The organism is Microbacterium sp. CCH5-D1 (assembly GCF_001557335.1).
Taxonomy (GTDB): domain Bacteria; phylum Actinomycetota; class Actinomycetes; order Actinomycetales; family Microbacteriaceae; genus Microbacterium; species Microbacterium oxydans.
Genome location: NZ_LSJW01000228.1, coordinates 1 through 16,041 on the forward strand (window position 1 = coordinate 1; position 16,041 = coordinate 16,041).

18 protein-coding genes are annotated in these 16,041 nt (G+C 67.8%); 7 read left to right on the forward strand and 11 right to left on the reverse strand.

Features of this window, described 5'->3' with window-relative positions; genetic code table 11:
* The first annotated feature begins 192 nt into the window (after positions 1-192).
* From AX744_RS21860 to AX744_RS21875, 4 genes are read left to right on the forward strand one after another with little or no spacing between them, the layout of a single operon-like run.
* Positions 193-543: a PadR family transcriptional regulator gene (locus AX744_RS21860; RefSeq protein WP_046748117.1), complete on the forward strand. Its 351-nt coding sequence runs from the start codon at positions 193-195 to the stop codon at positions 541-543.
* Position 544: 1 nt separating this feature from the next.
* Positions 545-913: a DUF1048 domain-containing protein gene (locus tag AX744_RS21865; protein WP_061017439.1), complete on the forward strand. Its 369-nt coding sequence runs from the start codon at positions 545-547 to the stop codon at positions 911-913.
* The gene (locus AX744_RS21870) at positions 910-1,683 is read left to right on the forward strand and encodes an ABC transporter ATP-binding protein (protein WP_061017442.1); all 774 of its coding nucleotides are present in this window, start codon (positions 910-912) and stop codon (positions 1,681-1,683) included. The genes AX744_RS21865 and AX744_RS21870 overlap by 4 nt, the downstream gene beginning before the upstream one ends.
* Complete coding sequence (locus tag AX744_RS21875) at positions 1,680-2,447, forward strand: ABC transporter permease (RefSeq protein WP_061017443.1); 768 nt, start codon at positions 1,680-1,682, stop codon at positions 2,445-2,447. Before AX744_RS21870 ends, AX744_RS21875 begins: the two co-directional genes overlap by 4 nt.
* Before the next feature lie 92 nt (positions 2,448-2,539).
* Here the strand turns inward: AX744_RS21875 and AX744_RS21880 are convergent, their stop codons facing one another.
* The 4 genes from AX744_RS21880 to AX744_RS21895 are packed head-to-tail and all read right to left on the reverse strand — an operon-like array spanning position 2,540 to position 6,262.
* Positions 2,540-3,748, reverse strand: coding sequence for an ABC transporter permease (locus AX744_RS21880; RefSeq protein ID WP_082682522.1), 1,209 nt, complete (start codon positions 3,746-3,748; stop codon positions 2,540-2,542).
* A complete protein-coding gene (locus AX744_RS21885) occupies positions 3,745-4,455 on the reverse strand; it encodes an ABC transporter ATP-binding protein (protein ID WP_061017445.1) in 711 nt (236 codons plus the stop codon). Before AX744_RS21885 ends, AX744_RS21880 begins: the two co-directional genes overlap by 4 nt.
* Entirely contained in the window at positions 4,452-5,507 is a 1,056-nt protein-coding gene (locus tag AX744_RS21890; RefSeq protein ID WP_061017447.1) for a peptidoglycan-binding protein, read from the reverse strand. The genes AX744_RS21885 and AX744_RS21890 overlap by 4 nt, the downstream gene beginning before the upstream one ends.
* Positions 5,504-6,262, reverse strand: coding sequence for a hypothetical protein (locus tag AX744_RS21895; protein WP_061017449.1), 759 nt, complete (start codon positions 6,260-6,262; stop codon positions 5,504-5,506). The genes AX744_RS21890 and AX744_RS21895 overlap by 4 nt, the downstream gene beginning before the upstream one ends.
* Positions 6,263-6,398: 136 nt before the next feature.
* Here AX744_RS21895 and AX744_RS21900 point away from each other — a divergent pair, with 136 nt between their 5' ends.
* Positions 6,399-7,067 carry a response regulator transcription factor gene (locus AX744_RS21900; RefSeq protein ID WP_061017451.1) on the forward strand — a complete coding sequence of 223 codons (669 nt, stop codon included), beginning with the start codon at positions 6,399-6,401 and terminating at the stop codon, positions 7,065-7,067.
* 5 nt (positions 7,068-7,072) lie between these two features.
* Positions 7,073-8,341, forward strand: coding sequence for a sensor histidine kinase (locus AX744_RS21905; RefSeq protein ID WP_061017453.1), 1,269 nt, complete (start codon positions 7,073-7,075; stop codon positions 8,339-8,341).
* Positions 8,342-8,347: 6 nt separating this feature from the next.
* On the opposite strand, the gene AX744_RS21910 is transcribed toward AX744_RS21905, so the two are convergent.
* From AX744_RS21910 to AX744_RS21935, 6 genes are read right to left on the reverse strand one after another with little or no spacing between them, the layout of a single operon-like run.
* Entirely contained in the window at positions 8,348-9,202 is an 855-nt protein-coding gene (locus tag AX744_RS21910) for an ABC transporter ATP-binding protein (protein WP_058630825.1), read from the reverse strand.
* Complete coding sequence (locus tag AX744_RS21915) at positions 9,199-9,996, reverse strand: ABC transporter ATP-binding protein (RefSeq protein ID WP_061017455.1); 798 nt, start codon at positions 9,994-9,996, stop codon at positions 9,199-9,201. The genes AX744_RS21910 and AX744_RS21915 overlap by 4 nt, the downstream gene beginning before the upstream one ends.
* Positions 9,997-10,845: an ABC transporter permease gene (locus AX744_RS21920; RefSeq protein ID WP_061017457.1), complete on the reverse strand. Its 849-nt coding sequence runs from the start codon at positions 10,843-10,845 to the stop codon at positions 9,997-9,999.
* Positions 10,842-11,792, reverse strand: coding sequence for an ABC transporter permease (locus AX744_RS21925; protein WP_029258835.1), 951 nt, complete (start codon positions 11,790-11,792; stop codon positions 10,842-10,844). Before AX744_RS21925 ends, AX744_RS21920 begins: the two co-directional genes overlap by 4 nt.
* Before the next feature lie 5 nt (positions 11,793-11,797).
* Positions 11,798-13,441 (reverse strand): ABC transporter substrate-binding protein, encoded by a 1,644-nt coding sequence (locus AX744_RS21930; protein WP_061017459.1) that lies wholly within the window; start codon positions 13,439-13,441, stop codon positions 11,798-11,800.
* A gap of 34 nt (positions 13,442-13,475) precedes the next feature.
* Positions 13,476-14,660, reverse strand: a complete 1,185-nt coding sequence (locus AX744_RS21935) for a C45 family autoproteolytic acyltransferase/hydolase (protein WP_058630830.1) — start codon at positions 14,658-14,660, stop codon at positions 13,476-13,478.
* 103 nt (positions 14,661-14,763) lie between these two features.
* On the opposite strand from AX744_RS21935, the gene AX744_RS21940 reads away from it, so the two are divergent.
* Positions 14,764-15,651, forward strand: a complete 888-nt coding sequence (locus AX744_RS21940) for a MurR/RpiR family transcriptional regulator (protein WP_082738530.1) — start codon at positions 14,764-14,766, stop codon at positions 15,649-15,651.
* Positions 15,652-15,694: 43 nt separating this feature from the next.
* Here AX744_RS21940 and AX744_RS21945 read toward each other — a convergent pair.
* A partial coding sequence (locus tag AX744_RS21945; protein ID WP_061017462.1) for a linear amide C-N hydrolase occupies positions 15,695-16,041 on the reverse strand: 347 nt, incomplete at its 5' end.

Below are 16,041 nucleotides of genomic sequence, written 5' to 3' on the forward strand. Positions count from 1 at the left end.
GACCCACTCTTGCCGCCGAGACCCACGGCTCTAGGCGCGTGCAGGCGTGGGTCTCGGCGCAGGCGATGGGTCTCGGCGTCGAGCGCGGGAAGAAACTTGGTATTTAGTGTTGCTAAGTACCGGTACTCAGTGTTACTTTGTACCGGTACCCAGCAACACTGAGTACTGAACCGACAAGGAGAGGAGGACCTGATGGGCAAGCAGATGACCGAGATGCTCAAGGGCACTCTGGAGGGCATCGTTCTGGCCCTCCTCGCCGAGCAGCCGGCATACGGGTACGAGATCACCACACGCATCCGCGACCACGGATTCACCGACATCGCCGAGGGCACGATCTACGCACTCCTCGTGCGCATCGAGCAGAAGAGCCTCGTCGACGTCGAGAAGGTCCCGAGCGAGAAGGGTCCGCCCCGCAAGGTGTACACCCTCAACGCGCAGGGCCGGCAGGAGCTCGAGGAGTTCTGGAAGACCTGGGATTTCCTCAAGACGCACATCGAACAGCTGAACAGCACGAACACCGACACCACGAACAAGGAGAACTGACATGGCCGCGAAGTGGATCGAAGCGATCACCGGATCGCTCGAAGAGAAGAAGCTGTACAAGCAGGCGCAAGCCCGCATCAACGCACTGCCCGAGCCGTACCGGGAGATGGCGAAGGCCCAGCAGCGCTACAACATGTATTACGGCGGCGTCACCGACGGCGACACCATCGTGAAGATGTTCCTCGACATCGCAGACATGTGGGAGCGCGCCGCACTCGACGGCACCCCGGTCAGCGCCATCGTCGGCGACGACCCGGTCGAGTTCGCCGAGAACTACGCCGCGGCGTACGGCGGACGCCAGTGGATCGACAAGGAGCGCGCACGCCTCATCAAGGCGTTCGACGACGCGAAGAAGAAGGAGGAATCATGACGAACCCCGCCATCTCGGTGCACGGCATCGAGAAGTCCTACAAAGATCTGCACGTGCTGCGCGGCGTCGACTTCGAGGTCGAGAAGGGCAGCATCTTCGCCCTCCTCGGCTCGAACGGCGCCGGTAAGACCACCATGGTGCGCATCCTCTCCACCCTGCTGAAGTCGGATGCCGGAACCGCGACGGTGCAGGGCGTGGATGTGGCCGCAGACCCGGTCGGAGTGCGCGAGCGCATCAGCCTCACCGGACAGTTCGCCGCGGTCGACGAGATCCTCACCGGACGCGAGAACCTCGTGCTCGTCGCGAAGCTGCGGCATCTGCCCGACGCCGGGAAGGTCGCCGACGACCTGCTCGCCACGTTCCGTCTGACGGATGCCGGCGGGCGCAAGGTCGGCACCTACTCGGGCGGCATGCGTCGCCGTCTCGACATCGCGATGAGTCTGGTCGGACACCCCGAGGTCATCTACCTCGACGAGCCGACCACCGGCCTTGACCCCGAAGCCCGCATCGAGGTGTGGGACGTGGTCAAGGAACTCGCGAACACCGGCACCACGGTGCTGCTCACCACGCAGTACCTCGACGAGGCCGAGCAGCTGGCCGACCGCATCGCGATCCTGCACGAGGGCCGCATCATCGCGAACGACACCCTCGCCGGACTCAAGCGCCTGCTTCCGGCCGCGAAGGTCGAGTACGTCGAGAAGCAGCCCACCCTCGAGGAGATCTTCCTCACCCTCATCGGCCCCTCATCCGGAAAGGAGAAGGCAGCATGACCACGCACTTCGCCGCCGACACGGCGACACTCACCGGCCGCTCCATGCGGCACATCTTCCGCAGCCCCGACACGATCATCACCACGGCAGTCACCCCGATCGCCCTGATGCTCCTGTTCGTGTACGTCTTCGGCGGCGCCCTCCAGCAGAGCACCGGCGTCGACAACTACGTGAACTACCTGCTGCCGGGCATCCTGCTCATCGCGATCGCATCGGGCATCGCCTACACGGCGTTCCGGCTGTTCACCGACATGCAGAGCGGCATCTTCGAGCGGTTCCACTCCATGCCGATCGCCCGATCGAGCGTGTTGTGGGCCCACGTGCTCACGTCCCTCACGGCGAACGCCATCACCCTGGCGATCATCTTCGGCGTCGGATTCCTCATGGGCTTCCGCACCGGGGCGAGCTTCTGGGCCTGGCTCGGAGTCATCGGCATCCTGATGCTGTTCACGCTGGCACTCACCTGGCTGGCGATCATCGCGGGCCTGAACGCCAAGACGGTCGACGGCGCGAGTGCCTTCTCGTACCCGCTGATCTTCCTGCCGTTCATCAGCTCGGCGTTCGTGCCCACCGACACCATGCCGGCACCGGTGCAGTGGTTCGCAGACAACCAGCCCGTCACCTCGATCGTCAACACCATCCAGGCGCTGTTCGCGCAGGAGCCGGTCGGGTCCGAGATCTGGGTCGCCCTCGCCTGGTGCGTCGGGATCCTCGTGGTCGCCTACGTGTTCGCGATCATCTCCTACCGGAAGAAGGTCAGCTGATCGACGCCAAGCGAGACGGGACGCTCCGACCGGGGAATTCTCCCCGGCCGGGGCGTTTCGCCGCGCTCGGCGGCACCTTCGGACCCAGGGCCTCAGACCGTGCGGAGTGCCGCCGTGGGCGACAGGCGCGCGGCGCTGATCGCGGGGTAGAGCCCGGCGATCACGCCGACCACCAGCGCCACGACCGGGCCACCGAACAGCACGACCGCAGGGATCGTCACCGCCTGCCCCTGGATCGAGGCGTAGACGACGACCCCGAGCGCGCCGACCGCGGCTCCGGCGAGGCCCCCCAGCCCGCCGAGCACGATCGCCTCCGCCACGAACTGACCCGCGATCTGCCCCGAGCGCGCGCCGAGCGCACGTCGAAGACCGATCTCGCCGCGCCGCTCCAACACCGCCACCACCATGGTGTTCGCGATGCCGATCCCTCCGACCAGCAGAGCGATCGCCGCGAGTCCGACCGCGAGGCCGGACAGCGAGTCATCCGCGGTGTCCCGCGCACCGGCGAGGTCGCCGAGCCCGTTCACCTGCACATACGGGGACGAAGGGTTCGCTGCGCGGGCGATCGCATCGCGGACCTTCTCCCCCGTCGCACCGTCGGCCATGCGCACGTAGATCGCGGCGATCCTGCCGTCGCTCTTCTTCGCCACGTGCTCGGCCGCCCACCGGTCGCCGAGGAACGCACTCGCGTCGATGGATTCGGCGAGGCCCGCTGCGTCGAGGATCCCGATCACGGTGTACCACTGCTCGCCGATCCATACCCGCACGCCCGGCTCCGTGATGCCCATGCGCGCCGCAGCCGCCGCGCCCAGCACGGTCACCGGCAGCGAGCGATCCGTCTCGTCGAACCACGAGCCCTTCGCCACGGATCCCTCCACCGACGACAGGAAGTCGGGACTCGCCGCATAGGCGGTCAGTCCGTTGCCCTGACTCTTCGGCATGAGGTCGTTGCGGTACACACCCGTGTCGTCCGGCACCTTCTCGAGCACCCCGATCCGTTCGACCCCGTCTACCCGCTCGATCATCCCGGCGGCCGTCTCCGGCAGCTCGACCGGCTTGTTGTCGGGCCCGTAGCCCGGCTGCACGACGATCATGTTCGCGCCGAGGGAGTCGAGTTCGGCCAGCAGCTGGGCCTGGTTCGAGGCGGCGATGCCCGTGATCGCGGTGAGCGCCGCGATGCCCACCGCCACGCCGAGCGCTGACAGCGCCGTGCGCATCTTGCGACTGCGGGGACCGATGAGTGCCGTGCGGATGCTGTCAGCGACACTGAGTCGCGGCATCCGCTCCCCTCTGCGTCTCATGCGGCGACCTCTTCCTTCACGCGCGAGCCGGTGTCGCTCACGATCCGGCCATCGTGGATGCCGACCTGCCGCTGCGTGCGCTCGGCGATGTGCGGATCGTGCGTGATGATCACGACGGCCGTGCCGGAATCGGCGATCGAGGTGAGCAGTTCGAGGATGCGATCGCCCGTCGTCGAGTCGAGCGCACCTGTCGGCTCATCGGCGAACAGCACCGACGGAGCGCCGACGATCGCCCTGGCTATCGCCACGCGCTGCTGCTCACCGCCGGACAGCTGACCGGGTCTGTGCTTCATGCGCGCGCCGAGGCCCACCCGCTCCAGCGCTGCGGCCGCCCGGGTGGAACGCTCCGCCGACGGCACGCCGGAGTAGAGCAGACCGAGCGCGACGTTGTCGAGCGCGCTCAGTGCGGGCAGGAGGAAGAACTGCTGGAACACGAAGCCGATGCGGCGAGCGCGCAGCACGGCACGCTCGCGTTCGGGCAGAGCCGCGGCGTCGGTCCCATCGATCAGCACGGTGCCGCTCGTGGGGTCGTCGAGGGTGCCCATGATCGAGAGCATCGTGCTCTTGCCCGATCCCGAGGCTCCGACCACGGCCACCAGCTCACCGCTCTCGATCGCGAGGCTCATGCCATGCAGCACGCGCAGCGGCGGGTTGCCCGGGTACTCCTTGATCACGTCGACGAGCTCGACCACCGTGTCCGGGCTCATTGCGCCACCACCACGGCATCGCCGGCGGCGAGTTCTCCGCCCGTGACCTGCACCTTGGTGTCGGCGATCAGTCCGACCTCCACGGCGACGCGTTCGACCTTTCCGCCCTTGCGCAGCACGTCGACCGCGTAGCCGCCGTCGGTCGTCGCCACCAGGGCTGTGACCGGCACGACCAGAGCATCCTTCACCTCCGACGTCGCGAACACGACCTTGACCGCGCGCAGCCCGATGCCCTCGGCGACGGCCGGGTCGTCGAACTCGACGTCTGCGGTGGGCGGAGTGGTCTCGCCCTCCTTCTCGGTCGGCTGCCCGCCGGGGTCGACGGCGGTCACGGTCGCCGGCGCCTCCGTCCCGTCCGGCAGGATCACGGTCACCTTCGTGGCGGGCAGGATCTCGCGCGCCTGTGCATCCGTCAGCTTGGCGACCACGCGCAGCGTCGTGCTCGTGTAACTGAGCGGACTCGACCCCGCCGGGTCTCCCAGCTTCGCCGTGACCGACTCCACCCGCACGGATGCGGCGCTGATCGCGACGATGTCACCCAGCTTCACGATGCCGTCCTGCGGCACCCCGAGCGACTTCTGCCAGGCCTTGACGTTGGTCTCGGTGACCGCGGTGAACTCGTCGTCGATCGTCATGTTCTTGCCGAATCCGAGATCGGCGAGAGCCTGTTCCAGCTGCCTGACATCCGGCCCCTTCTCCGCGCCGAGGCCCAGGTCGCGCCAGAACGGACGGTCCCCCCGCATCGCGATCACCGGCTTCCCGTCCACTTCGTAGATCGCCTGCCCGACACCGATCTGCTCCCCCGCCGCCGGCAGGCGGGTGATCGTGCCGGCACGGCCCGGCAGGGCGACCGACGCCCCGTAGCTCAGGGTTCCGTTGAGGCGCAGATCGGAGGTGAGCGTGGTGAGCTCCGCCTCGACCGTCACCGGCGCCTTCTCCTCATCCGGTGACTCGGCCACCGAGCTCCAGGGCTGCAGCACGGCCACGGTCACGGCGGCCGCCACGAGCAGCACTCCGACCGGGACGAGCACCTTGGTCAGCCGGCGGCTCATTCGTCGTCCTTCGACGGAAGGACGGTGGCGGCGGAGACCATGCCCTCGAAGTACTCGCTCATCACCGCGAACCAGTCGAAGTCGACGGCTTCGATGCTCTCCTGTGTGAACATCGGGGGCATGTCGCCCGTGGTGTCCGCGCAGGCTTCGAGAAGCGTGCGCGCCTCGTCTTCACTGATCCCCTTCGGCAGGGTGAGCATGCCGTCAGCATCGGGGTCGGCGAAGTCGGCGAAGCCGTTCTTTCTGGCGCAGGAGGCGAAGGCGAGACCGGACTCGATGATCTCCTCCGGCGAGATCATCTGCGTCTGCGCTCCGGAGTCCGAGATGTCGGGCTTCGGCTGCGTGAACTCGGGGACCTTCTCTTCACAGGTGTCCCACGCGGCGCGCTGCCCGCCCTCCTCCGGGTAGCCCGATGCCGCAGTCGATGCGAGCCACGTACCGTCGTCGTCCGAGAAGACCATCGTCATGGCGAGGTCCTCGTCGTCGCCCGAGCCCGCTTCGACCGACATCATGCCGCCCGTCGAGGTGCCGCTCGCGGGACCGTCGGGCATCAGCATCCCCACCTGTCCCCCCTCGACGATCTTCGCGGTCTGCCCCTCCTCGGTGAGGCAGGTCACGAACCGGGCGGCCGCCGCATCGTTGGCCCCGTCCTTCGCCTTGTCGTCTCCCGATGGTGCGCTGCACGCGGCGAGCGTGAAGAGTGCGAAGACAGCGGGGATCGCCGCCCACGATCGGACTGCTCTCGAATCGAACATGAGGTTCCCTTTCTCGCGGTCGCAGCTCATCCGCGACGTGCAGTCAGTTCTACGGAGGCGGTGGTTTGCTGTCGGTATGACGGCGCCTAACCGGAAACTAACCGCGGCACACGCACCCTCGGATGACGGAGGTGCCATGCGACTGCTGCTGGTGGAAGACGAGGCCGACCTGGCCGACACGCTCGCCGCCGGCCTGCGCCGCGAGGGCTACCTGGTGGAGGTCGCCCGCGACGGAGCCGCAGCCCTGACCTCCGCGGCCTCGAACGACGTCGACGTGATCGTGCTCGACCGCGACCTGCCGGTGCTGAGCGGCGACGCGGTGTGCCGCACTCTGGTCGCGCAGGAGTATCCGGCACGCATCCTGATGCTCACGGCCGCAGGGACCCTGAACGACCGTGTCGAGGGCCTCGACCTCGGCGCCGACGACTACCTCGCCAAGCCGTTCGCGTACGTGGAGCTGCTGGCCCGCCTCCGCGCCCTCGGCCGTCGTGGCGGATCTGCGCGGACGAGTGCCGTGCAGGAGTTCGCCGGAGTGCGCCTCGACAGCGCTCGACGCATCGTGGAGCGCGACGGCAGCCCGATCCGGCTGACGCTCAAGGAATTCGGGGTGCTCGAGACGCTTCTCGCCGCGGAGGGCGGCTACGTCAGCGCGGACGACCTCCTCGACGAGGTGTGGGACGAACCGCAGGAGCGCACACGCGGTGTGGTCAAGATCGTGGTGCACACGCTCCGACGCAAACTCGGCTCGCCCGAGGTGATCCACTCCGCGGCAGGACACGGCTATCGAGTGGGGACGACCGCATGAGACGTATGAGCTTTCGCACCCGACTGGTGATCATCATCACCGCGGTCTTCATCGCGGCCGGTGCCGCCCTGCTCACCGTGCAGTACCTCGTGGTGCAACAGCTGTTCTCCACGGCCATCACCACCACCGAGGCCAGTTGCCTCCCGATGGCGGCGGTCCTGCAGGTCGGCGAGGGGTCGAGCGCGACCGATGGACCCGACGTCAGCGAGGTGACTCCGCTCCCCGACAGCAGCAGCGTCCTCTGGGGCCAGGCCAGCACCGGCTGCGGGTACTACGTCGGATCCATCGACGCGCAGCTCGCGGTGCCGTCCCAGACCCTGACCTTCGACGCCGTGGAAGGCGCGGTGCTGCAGCAGTCGAGCTTCCTCGCCGACGAGGTGGGCAACGGGCTGCTGCTGTGGTCGGTGGTCGTGCTCGTGGCCTTCACCGGGGTGGCCGCCGCGATCGCGTTCTGGCTCGCGCGCCGCTCGCTGGACCGCATCGGAGAGGTCACGGCCGCCGCGCGCGACATCTCCGAACGCGACCTCGGCCGACGCCTCGCTCTGCCGGGGCCCGACGACGAGATCAAGGAGCTGGGCGACACGATCGACGGGATGCTCGACCGGCTGCAGTCGGCGTTCACCGCCCAGGACCGCTTCGTGGCGAACGCCTCGCACGAACTGCGCACCCCGCTGACGACGACGCGCACTGCGTTGGAGATCCCCCTCGAACAGGGAGCGGTGCCGGCGGACCTGCAGGCCAACATGCAGCGGGCACTGCGGGCGACCGAGCAGAGTGAGCGGCTCATCACGGCGCTGCTCGCCCTCGCGCGTGCCCGCACCGGCCTGGAAGAGGTCGAACCCGTCGAGCTGCGCACGCTCATCGAAGACCAGGTCGGCGACCTCGACGCCCAGGAGATCGAGGTGCACACGAACCTGCGCGACCTCACGGTCGAGGGCGATGCGGTGCTGCTGGCCAGGGCCGTGCGCAACCTGCTCGAGAACGGCATCCGCCACAACGTGCCCGGCGGTGAGCTGTGGGTGCGCTCCCGACGGGAACGCGGACGAGCCGTCATCGAGATCGAGAACACCGGGGCGCAGATCACTCCTGCCACCGTGCAGCTGCTCACCGAGCCGTTCTACCGCGGCGATGCGAGTCGCACCTCGGCCGGCGCGGACGGCACCGGGCTGGGACTCGCGATCGTGCAGAGCATCGCCAAGACCCATGGCGGCGAGGTGCGCCTGCGCGCCCGTAAAGGCGGCGGCCTGATCGCCGCGATCGTCCTCCCGCTCTGACCCGGCCTACTTCCGGTCGCCCCGACCGACGACCTCCATGCGCTGCGTAAACGTCATCCGGTCCTGGACGACCCGCTCCGGGTCCCACCCCGGACCGGGCGTCGAGGCGATGAGGAGCTGCGAGTACGGGTGCTGCGGGTTCCGCAGCACGTGGCCGGTCTCCCCCTGTTCGACGACCGTGCCGCGGAACAGCACGAGCACACGGGAGCAGAGCTCGCGGATGACGGCGAGGTCGTGGCTGACGAACAGATAGCTCACCCCCGACTCCCGCTGGATCTCGGCGAGGAGCTCGAGCACCTGCGCCTGCACGGAGACATCGAGTGCGGACACCGCCTCGTCGAGCACGACGAGGCGCGGAGACACCGCCAGTGCGCGCGCGATCGCGACGCGCTGCCGCTGACCGCCCGACAGCTCGTGCGGCTTCGCGTCGGCGTGCCGCTCGGTGAGCCGCACGCGTTCCAGCAGCTCTCCGATCGTGCGGTCGATGTGCGCGCCCGCCCCCTGTTCCCGCAGACGCAGGGTGCGCCGCAACGCCTCGCGCACGGTCAGCCGGCGATCGAGAGAACCGTTCGGGTCCTGGAACACCATCTGCACCGCACGAGCCCTCGCAAGACGCTCGGCTCTGCCGCGCGGTCGACTGAGGCGGTCGATGCCGTCGATCACCGCGGACCCCGCGTCGGCGCGTTCCAGACCCACGAGGATCCGAGCGATCGTCGATTTGCCCGAGCCCGACTCACCGACGAGGCCGAGCGCCTCACCCGACTCGATGGCGAAGCTCACGTTGTTCACCGCGACGACGCGCTCGGATCCCGGACCCATCCGAAAGGCCCGATACAGCTCGGAGACCTCCACCAGACTCATGACGCCTCCTTCGTGTCGAGTACAGGGGCCGCGGCGATCAGCGAGAGCGTGTACGGATGAACCGCGTCCGCGAAGAGCCCCGGCTTCGTGAGCGTCTCGACGATCTCGCCCTGGCGCAGGACATGGATCCGATCGCAGATCGCCCCGGCCAGAGCCAGGTCGTGGGTGATGAAGAGCATGCCGAGACCACGGTCGCGGATCTGCCGTTGGAAGATCGCGATGATCTCGGCCTGCGTCGTCACGTCGAGCGCACTCGTCGCCTCATCGGCGAGCAGGAGCGCGGGATCGGTGCTCAATGCGGAAGCGATGACCACGCGCTGGAGCATGCCGCCCGAGAGCTCATACGGGTACTGTCGCATTCGCCGCTCCGGGTGGGTGAGTCCCACCGCGGCGAGGAGCTGGACGATATGCGCCTCGGCGCGGCCCCGTCGCCAGCCGTGCACGCGGACGAGTCGTTCGGCGAGTGAATCCCCGATGCGACGCACGGGGTTGAGCGCGGAACGCGGATCCTGCTGCACCAGCGAGACGGATTCGGAGCGCACGCGCCGCCGGGTCTTCTCATCGGCCGCCACCATCTGGGTCCCGTCGACGCGGATGCTCCCCGCGATCGTCGCCTCATCGCCGTAGAGGGCGAGGGCCGCGCGCGCCGTCGTCGACTTGCCCGAGCCCGACTCCCCGACGAGCCCGACGAGCTCGCCGCGGTCCACCACGAGGCTGACGCCGGTGAGGATCCGAACCGCGTCGTCGCCTTCGCCGAACGCCAGATCAAGGTCCTGTATGTCGAGGAGCATCATTCATCCCTTCGCAAGCAGTCGGTCGGCCACGCGCACCCCGGCGACGTTCACCGCGATGACGACGATGGCGATGGCGGCACCGGGGACGAGCGTCGGCAGGAATTCCCCCTGGATGATTCCGGGTTGCCCCTCCTGGACCATCAGGCCCCACTCCGAGCTCGGAGGCTGCGCCCCGAACCCGAGAAAGCTGAGCGTCGCGAGACTCATGAGGGCTTCGCCGAAGAGGACGACGAGATACCCGACGAGCGGAGGGAGCAGATTCGGGATGACTCCGCGCACGCAGATCGTCAGGCCGCCGAGCCCCTGAACCCGGTACGCGTCGATGTAGGGCCGCGTCATCTCGCTCAGAGCCAGGCTGCGCGTGTACTTCGCGATGACCGGCGCGTATGCGAGCGCGAGCGCCACGATCGCCGTGGCCGGTCCCTTGCCGAACACGGCGATGACGAGCACGACGAAGAGCAGTCCGGGGAACGCGAACATGACGTCGGTCACGCGGGCCAGGACCGTATCGATCCATCCGCCTCGCCACGCCGCCAGGACACCGATCGCCACCCCGAGCACGGTGGCGAGCGCGAGCAGCACGACCGGTCCGACGAGTGTCTCACCCGCTCCGATGAGAAGCCGGGAGAAGAGGTCGCGCCCGAGCTGGTCCGTGCCGAGCAGGTGCTGTGCGCTCGGCCCTTCCCAGATCGCTCCGAAGTCGACGCTGTCGGCCTCGTAGGGGGCGAGGAGCGGGGCGAAAGCTGCCGCGACCGCGATGAGCGCGAGGAGGCCGCAGGAGATCCAGAACCCGACGTCGGATCCGGAGCGCCGACGGCGGCGCACCCGTGGGAGGAGCACGGAGGTCATGCGGACACCGTCCTTCGTCGGATACGGGGGTCGAGCACGGGAAGGAGCAGATCGACGATCGTCGTGACGATCATGTAGGCGACGACCATGAACAGGAGCACCGCCTGCACCACCGGGAAGTCGTGCGTGTTGATCGCGTCGACGAGGAGCGAGCCGACGCCGGAGATCCCGAACACCGTCTCGACCGCGACCGTTCCGGCGATCATGCTCGCGATGACGAGCGCGACCATGGTGATGATGGGGCCCCAGGCCCCGCGCAGGACATGATCGCGCACGATGTACCGCTCGCGGAGACCCGAGGCTCGGGCGGCCTCGACGTGTTCCGAGGAGAACTGCTCGATCATGGACTGTCGTGTCACGCGGCTCACGATGGCGAGCGCGGTGATGGCGAGGGTGAGCGCCGGGAGCGTGAGCGCATACAGACGATCGAGTCCAGCGGAACCCGCACCTGCCACGGGGAACCATCGCAGTTCCACGGCAAAGAACGCGACGAAGGCGATTCCCAGCACGAAGGAGGGGATGCTCGCTGCGAGAGTCGTGAATCCGATGATGGCGGTATCGGCCGCCTTTCCTCGGCGCACGGCCGCGACGATGCCGAGGCCGATGCCGACGACCGTGAGCACGACGGCCGCGTAGGCGACGAGCGACAGGGTGATGGGAACCCTCGCCGCCAGGAGCGCGCTCACGGGCTGGTGGTACTGGAACGACTGTCCGAAGTCGCCGGTGAGGACTCCGGAGGCCCAGTGCCAGTACTGGACGAGCATCGGCTCGTCCAGGTGGTACTGGGCCCGGACGCTCGCGATCCGCTCCGGGGTCAGGTTCTCGGGGTTGCCGATGAGGAACGTGACCGGGTCACCCGGCGCTGCGTACATCGCAGCGAAGATGATGAAGGAGGCGATCACCAGCGTGAAGACCATGCCTGCGAGCTTGCGGAGCGCGAATGGCATCGTGACTACCCCTTCGCGCGGCCGAGATCGACGGCCCACGGGTAGTAGATGAACGCTGCAGAGGCGGGGACACCCGTGACCGCCTTCGACATGATGAGCGTCGACGGCGTCGCGACGACCGGGATCCACACCGCGTGCTCCACCCAGCGCTTCTGCAGCTCTGTCGTGATCTCGGCGCGCTCGACGTCATCCGTCGCGGCGTAGCCCTCGTCGACGAGCGCATCGTATTCCGGGTCGGAGAAGACGCCGAAGTTCACGCTCGCATCGGACGCGCCGTTCTTGTAGAAGCCGAGGGGGTCGTTCTTCGAGATGTAGTACTCGTCGGGCCACAGATCGGCCTGGCCTCGGAGGTCGGGGTCGGAGTAGAAGTCGCCGTACTGCACCTGCGGGATCACGGTGATCTCCGCCTCGAGCCCGATCGATTGCGCCGCGGCGACCAGCGCATTCGCGATCACGTTGTGCGTCGACGAGCCGTTCGAGGCGACGACGATCGGGGCGGAAGGGGCGCCGGCCTCGGCGATCAGGTCCTTGGCCGCCGCGAGATCGGACTCGCTCGGCTTCGCGGGCGCGCCCTCGAGAGCGTCGTAGGCCTGCTCGAAGGTGTCGGCCTCGTATCCCCAGGCTCCCGAACCGACGGGTGTCTTCCACGGCTGGGCGAGACCGCCGAAGGCAGCCGTGGCGACGCCGGTCCGGTCAAGGGCGAGCGAGAGGGCCTGCCGGATGCGCTCATCCGTCAGTGCGCCGCGATCGGTCGTCTCGAGCACCCACGCGTTCGTCGAGGGTCCTTGATACACGGACACATCGGCGCTCCCGATGAAACTCCGGGCGGCGCCGGCGTTCTCGAGGAACGACCCCTGGGCCTCGCCCGTCGTGACCGAGTTGGCTATCGCGGTCTCGTCGGCCCATCGGAAGACGACCTCGTCCGTGAGGGCATCGACGTCGGAGTTCCAGTACTCGGGGAACCTGGTGATGGTGAGCTGCGACCCCGCGTCCCACGACGTCACCTGGTACGGCCCGCTGCACGCGGAGGCGGAGCCGGGGCTGCCGAAGCCCTCCCCTTCGGCTTCGATGACGCGCGGGTTCCAGACGATACCGCCGTCGCCCGCCATCGCCTGGAGCAGAATCGCATCCGGCTGCGATGTCGTGACAGTGATCTGGTCGGTGCCGGTCTGCTCGATCGAGACCACGTTCCGGTACTCGTCGGATTCGGCGGCACCGTCCTCGGAGTGGCGCTGCATGCTCCACACGACGTCCGCCGTGCTCACGGGGCTGCCGTCGTGGAACAGCGCCCCCTGCCTGATGGTGAAGACGAGATGGGTGTCGTCGGTCCACTCGGCGTCCGATGCCAGCCCGGGACCGAGGGTCAGGTCGGGCTGCACCTGCATGAGCCGGTCGCAGACGTTCGCGAGAACCGTGTCGTCGGCGGTGGTGGCATCGATGTCGGCATCGAGTGTCGTCGGCTCGCCGCCGAGCATCCACGTCACGCTCTCGAGCGGACCGGAGGCGGCGGGTGTCGTCGCACCGAAAGGCACGTCGAGTGCGGCGTCACCGTCTTCGCCCTTCGACCCCGAACTGCAGCCGGCGAGCACGAATGCCGAGGCGGCGAGCACGCCGATCGTCACGGTGATGGGGTGATGCTGCTTCTTCATTGAACGCTATCTCCTCGGGTTCTCAATCTGTCGGTCAGGGGGAGGGGAGTTCGTCGTGCGGGCCGTCGTAGAGATTCCAGGGCAGCACCTCGTACTCGGTTTCGCAGGGGAATCCGTTCGCGACGCGGTATTCGCCGGTGGTGAGGTCGACACAGCTCGAGAGGAGCGTCGACCACTGCTTCACCGAGGGGGAGTCGGGATGCGGATGTGTGCAGACGCCCTCGGGGAAGCCGAGGTGATCCGACATCGCCTCACGCACGAGCGCGTAGCTGTGTTCGGGGTTCTCCGCACGAGCGACCGCCGCCAGCCCGGCCTGGACACGCGGCAGACGAAGCAGCGAATCCGCTGCCACCGGAAGGTAGGACCCGGCGAGCTGCGGCGGCACGGAAGCCTGGAAGTGGTTGGTGTGCGCGATCACGCCGCGTTCGGGATAGATCCAGTCCACGCCGCTCGGCGTGGTCTCGAGGTCGATGCCGAATCCGCTGCGGTCGGCGAGGAGCGCATTGCTCGCGATATGGGGACGGGTCTTGACCAGCATCCTGAGCGCGCTCGCGATATCGCCCTGATCGAGCACGAGCCGGCGGATCAGGGTCTGCGGCACGCCGACCGCCGCCCCGAAGCTCCCCCCGAGGCCGTTGGCGTTCAGCGAGATACCGGCGGAGTTGGCACCGTGGCGTCCCACCTGCCCGGCTTCCACCTGCATGATCACCGTGGGAAGCGGATCCTGCACGACGCGGACGATGAGGGTCGTTCCCGCGGTGCGCGTGCGCCAGTCCCAGTTCTGCCCGACGAGCGTGTGCCCGGTGCCGCTGCCCTCACCTGTCAGGAAGAACGACGTGCAGCCGTCGACGGCGTCGTCGCGCTCGTCGTCGGCGGCACGGGCCGCGGTCCTCGTGACTCGCGACGGTCCCTGGTGGTCGTAGACGAACTCACCGCGCACGTTCAGCGTGACGATCTCGGCGAAGGCGACACCCGCCCCCTCCGCGATCCCCCGCATCTCCTCGACGAGGTGCGGCGCGATCTGCTCGCTGATCGGAACCCATCGCGAGACGGAATCCGTGATCCCGGCCCAGCTCATGCCGGTCTGTTGGGTCAGCGCTTCCGTGTAGTACTCGATCGAGCCGGCGATGAGGTCGGCGGCGGCCTCGCCGTATCGGCGCCCGCGCTCGCGGGGCGCCCCACTGATCTCGATCGTGCGGATCGGTGTCATGACCGCCATTTGACCTCCCTGTCAGGTGCGCCTGTTGCGCAATGAGGTTGCACCCGGGATGATTGAATCATCCGTTACGGATGATGCGCCTCTCGAACAGAATGATACAGCAATGGAACCGTTTGTAACAAGCGATACAGAGAACCCTGCGCTCTCCGGCCTCCGCGCGCGCATCGCCAGGACGTGGAACGACCTCTCGAAATCCGAACGTGCCGTCTGTCGCGTGCTCTCATCGACGTCAACTGAGCACATCCTCTATGCGAGCGCCGCCGAACTGGGCACCCAGAGCGGCACCTCGAACGCCTCCGTCGTGCGCACCCTGCAGAAGCTTGGATACTCGGGGCTCTCACATCTGAAGCAGGAGGTGGCCGCTCCGTTCTCGAGCAGCGTCTCGCCCGAGGTGCGCCTCAGGACCCGCATCGAGCACATCGGCCAGGACCTCGCCCGCATCCAGCAGGAGACCTGGGATGAGGCGGCGTCGCTCATCGAACTCGCACGCAGCTCGAACGACGACGCTGCGTATTCCGCCGCCATCACGCTGCTCATGCGCGCCGAGAGCATCTACTGCTACGGCCTCGGCGCCTCCGGGATCGCCGCTGACAACCTCGCACTGCGCCTACGACGGACGGGACTCTCCACTCGGCGGCTCAGCACCGACGGATTCCGTCTCGCAGACGAGGTCCTGAACCTCGAGGCGAAGGACGTCCTCGTCATCTTCGCGCCTGGACGGGTCACCCGCGACATCGATGTACTCCTGGACCACGCACAGTTGATGGGCGCCGGCGTCATCCTCGTGACCGACGAGCTCCACGAGAGGCTCTCCTCCCGTGTCGACGCGATCCTGACCGCACCCCACACCCCCACAGGACTGACTTCCGAGAGCCTCTCGGCGATCCTCATCTCAGACGTACTGGTCCAGGGCATCTCCGCTGTCGCGCCCGATGCGGCATTGCGCTCTTCGCAGCTGCTCAACGACGTTCGGGCACGACTGGGTTACTGAGCCCCCGGCCGCTGCCCCCCTCTCACACGGCTCCGGTCATACGTCAGTTCTGCATGGAGATCTGCTGCCCTTCGACGAGCGGGTAGGCGACCAACTCGGAGCCATCGAGGTCCTCACGGTGCATGTCGACCCCGGTGATCTGGCTGTTCTCATAGGTCGTGTAGTAGTAGATCCCCTTGTCGGCGTTGCAGCATGACGAGTAGATGGTGATCTCGTACTTCTCCTCGTCGCCCACTTGCACGCATCCGCGCTGCTGGGCGACGGAGCCGAGGATCTGGAAGAACTGGCTGATCGACTCCGACTCGGAGCTCCCCGAAACGGAGTTCATCCGCGTGAACACCGCCTTCACGAATCGTGATGACGACGACAGGTCCCCGGGGAGACCCATCC

What these genes read in the sequence shown, in the direction of transcription:
- AX744_RS21875 (WP_061017443.1), top strand. Translation starts at nt 1,680, where the DNA reads ATGACCACGCACTTCGCCGCCGACACGGCGACACTCACCGGCCGCTCC.
- AX744_RS21865 (WP_061017439.1), top strand. Translation starts at nt 545, where the DNA reads ATGGCCGCGAAGTGGATCGAAGCGATCACCGGATCGCTCGAAGAGAAG.
- AX744_RS21925 (WP_029258835.1), bottom strand. Translation starts at nt 11,792, where the DNA reads ATGCCATTCGCGCTCCGCAAGCTCGCAGGCATGGTCTTCACGCTGGTG.
- AX744_RS21900 (WP_061017451.1), top strand. Translation starts at nt 6,399, where the DNA reads ATGCGACTGCTGCTGGTGGAAGACGAGGCCGACCTGGCCGACACGCTC.
- AX744_RS21860 (WP_046748117.1), top strand. Translation starts at nt 193, where the DNA reads ATGGGCAAGCAGATGACCGAGATGCTCAAGGGCACTCTGGAGGGCATC.
- AX744_RS21920 (WP_061017457.1), bottom strand. Translation starts at nt 10,845, where the DNA reads ATGACCTCCGTGCTCCTCCCACGGGTGCGCCGCCGTCGGCGCTCCGGA.
- AX744_RS21905 (WP_061017453.1), top strand. Translation starts at nt 7,073, where the DNA reads ATGAGCTTTCGCACCCGACTGGTGATCATCATCACCGCGGTCTTCATC.
- AX744_RS21935 (WP_058630830.1), bottom strand. Translation starts at nt 14,660, where the DNA reads ATGGCGGTCATGACACCGATCCGCACGATCGAGATCAGTGGGGCGCCC.
- AX744_RS21910 (WP_058630825.1), bottom strand. Translation starts at nt 9,202, where the DNA reads ATGAGTCTGGTGGAGGTCTCCGAGCTGTATCGGGCCTTTCGGATGGGT.
- AX744_RS21885 (WP_061017445.1), bottom strand. Translation starts at nt 4,455, where the DNA reads ATGAGCCCGGACACGGTGGTCGAGCTCGTCGACGTGATCAAGGAGTAC.
- AX744_RS21880 (WP_082682522.1), bottom strand. Translation starts at nt 3,748, where the DNA reads ATGAGACGCAGAGGGGAGCGGATGCCGCGACTCAGTGTCGCTGACAGC.
- AX744_RS21930 (WP_061017459.1), bottom strand. Translation starts at nt 13,441, where the DNA reads ATGAAGAAGCAGCATCACCCCATCACCGTGACGATCGGCGTGCTCGCC.
- AX744_RS21940 (WP_082738530.1), top strand. Translation starts at nt 14,764, where the DNA reads ATGGAACCGTTTGTAACAAGCGATACAGAGAACCCTGCGCTCTCCGGC.
- AX744_RS21915 (WP_061017455.1), bottom strand. Translation starts at nt 9,996, where the DNA reads ATGATGCTCCTCGACATACAGGACCTTGATCTGGCGTTCGGCGAAGGC.
- AX744_RS21895 (WP_061017449.1), bottom strand. Translation starts at nt 6,262, where the DNA reads ATGTTCGATTCGAGAGCAGTCCGATCGTGGGCGGCGATCCCCGCTGTC.
- AX744_RS21890 (WP_061017447.1), bottom strand. Translation starts at nt 5,507, where the DNA reads ATGAGCCGCCGGCTGACCAAGGTGCTCGTCCCGGTCGGAGTGCTGCTC.
- AX744_RS21870 (WP_061017442.1), top strand. Translation starts at nt 910, where the DNA reads ATGACGAACCCCGCCATCTCGGTGCACGGCATCGAGAAGTCCTACAAA.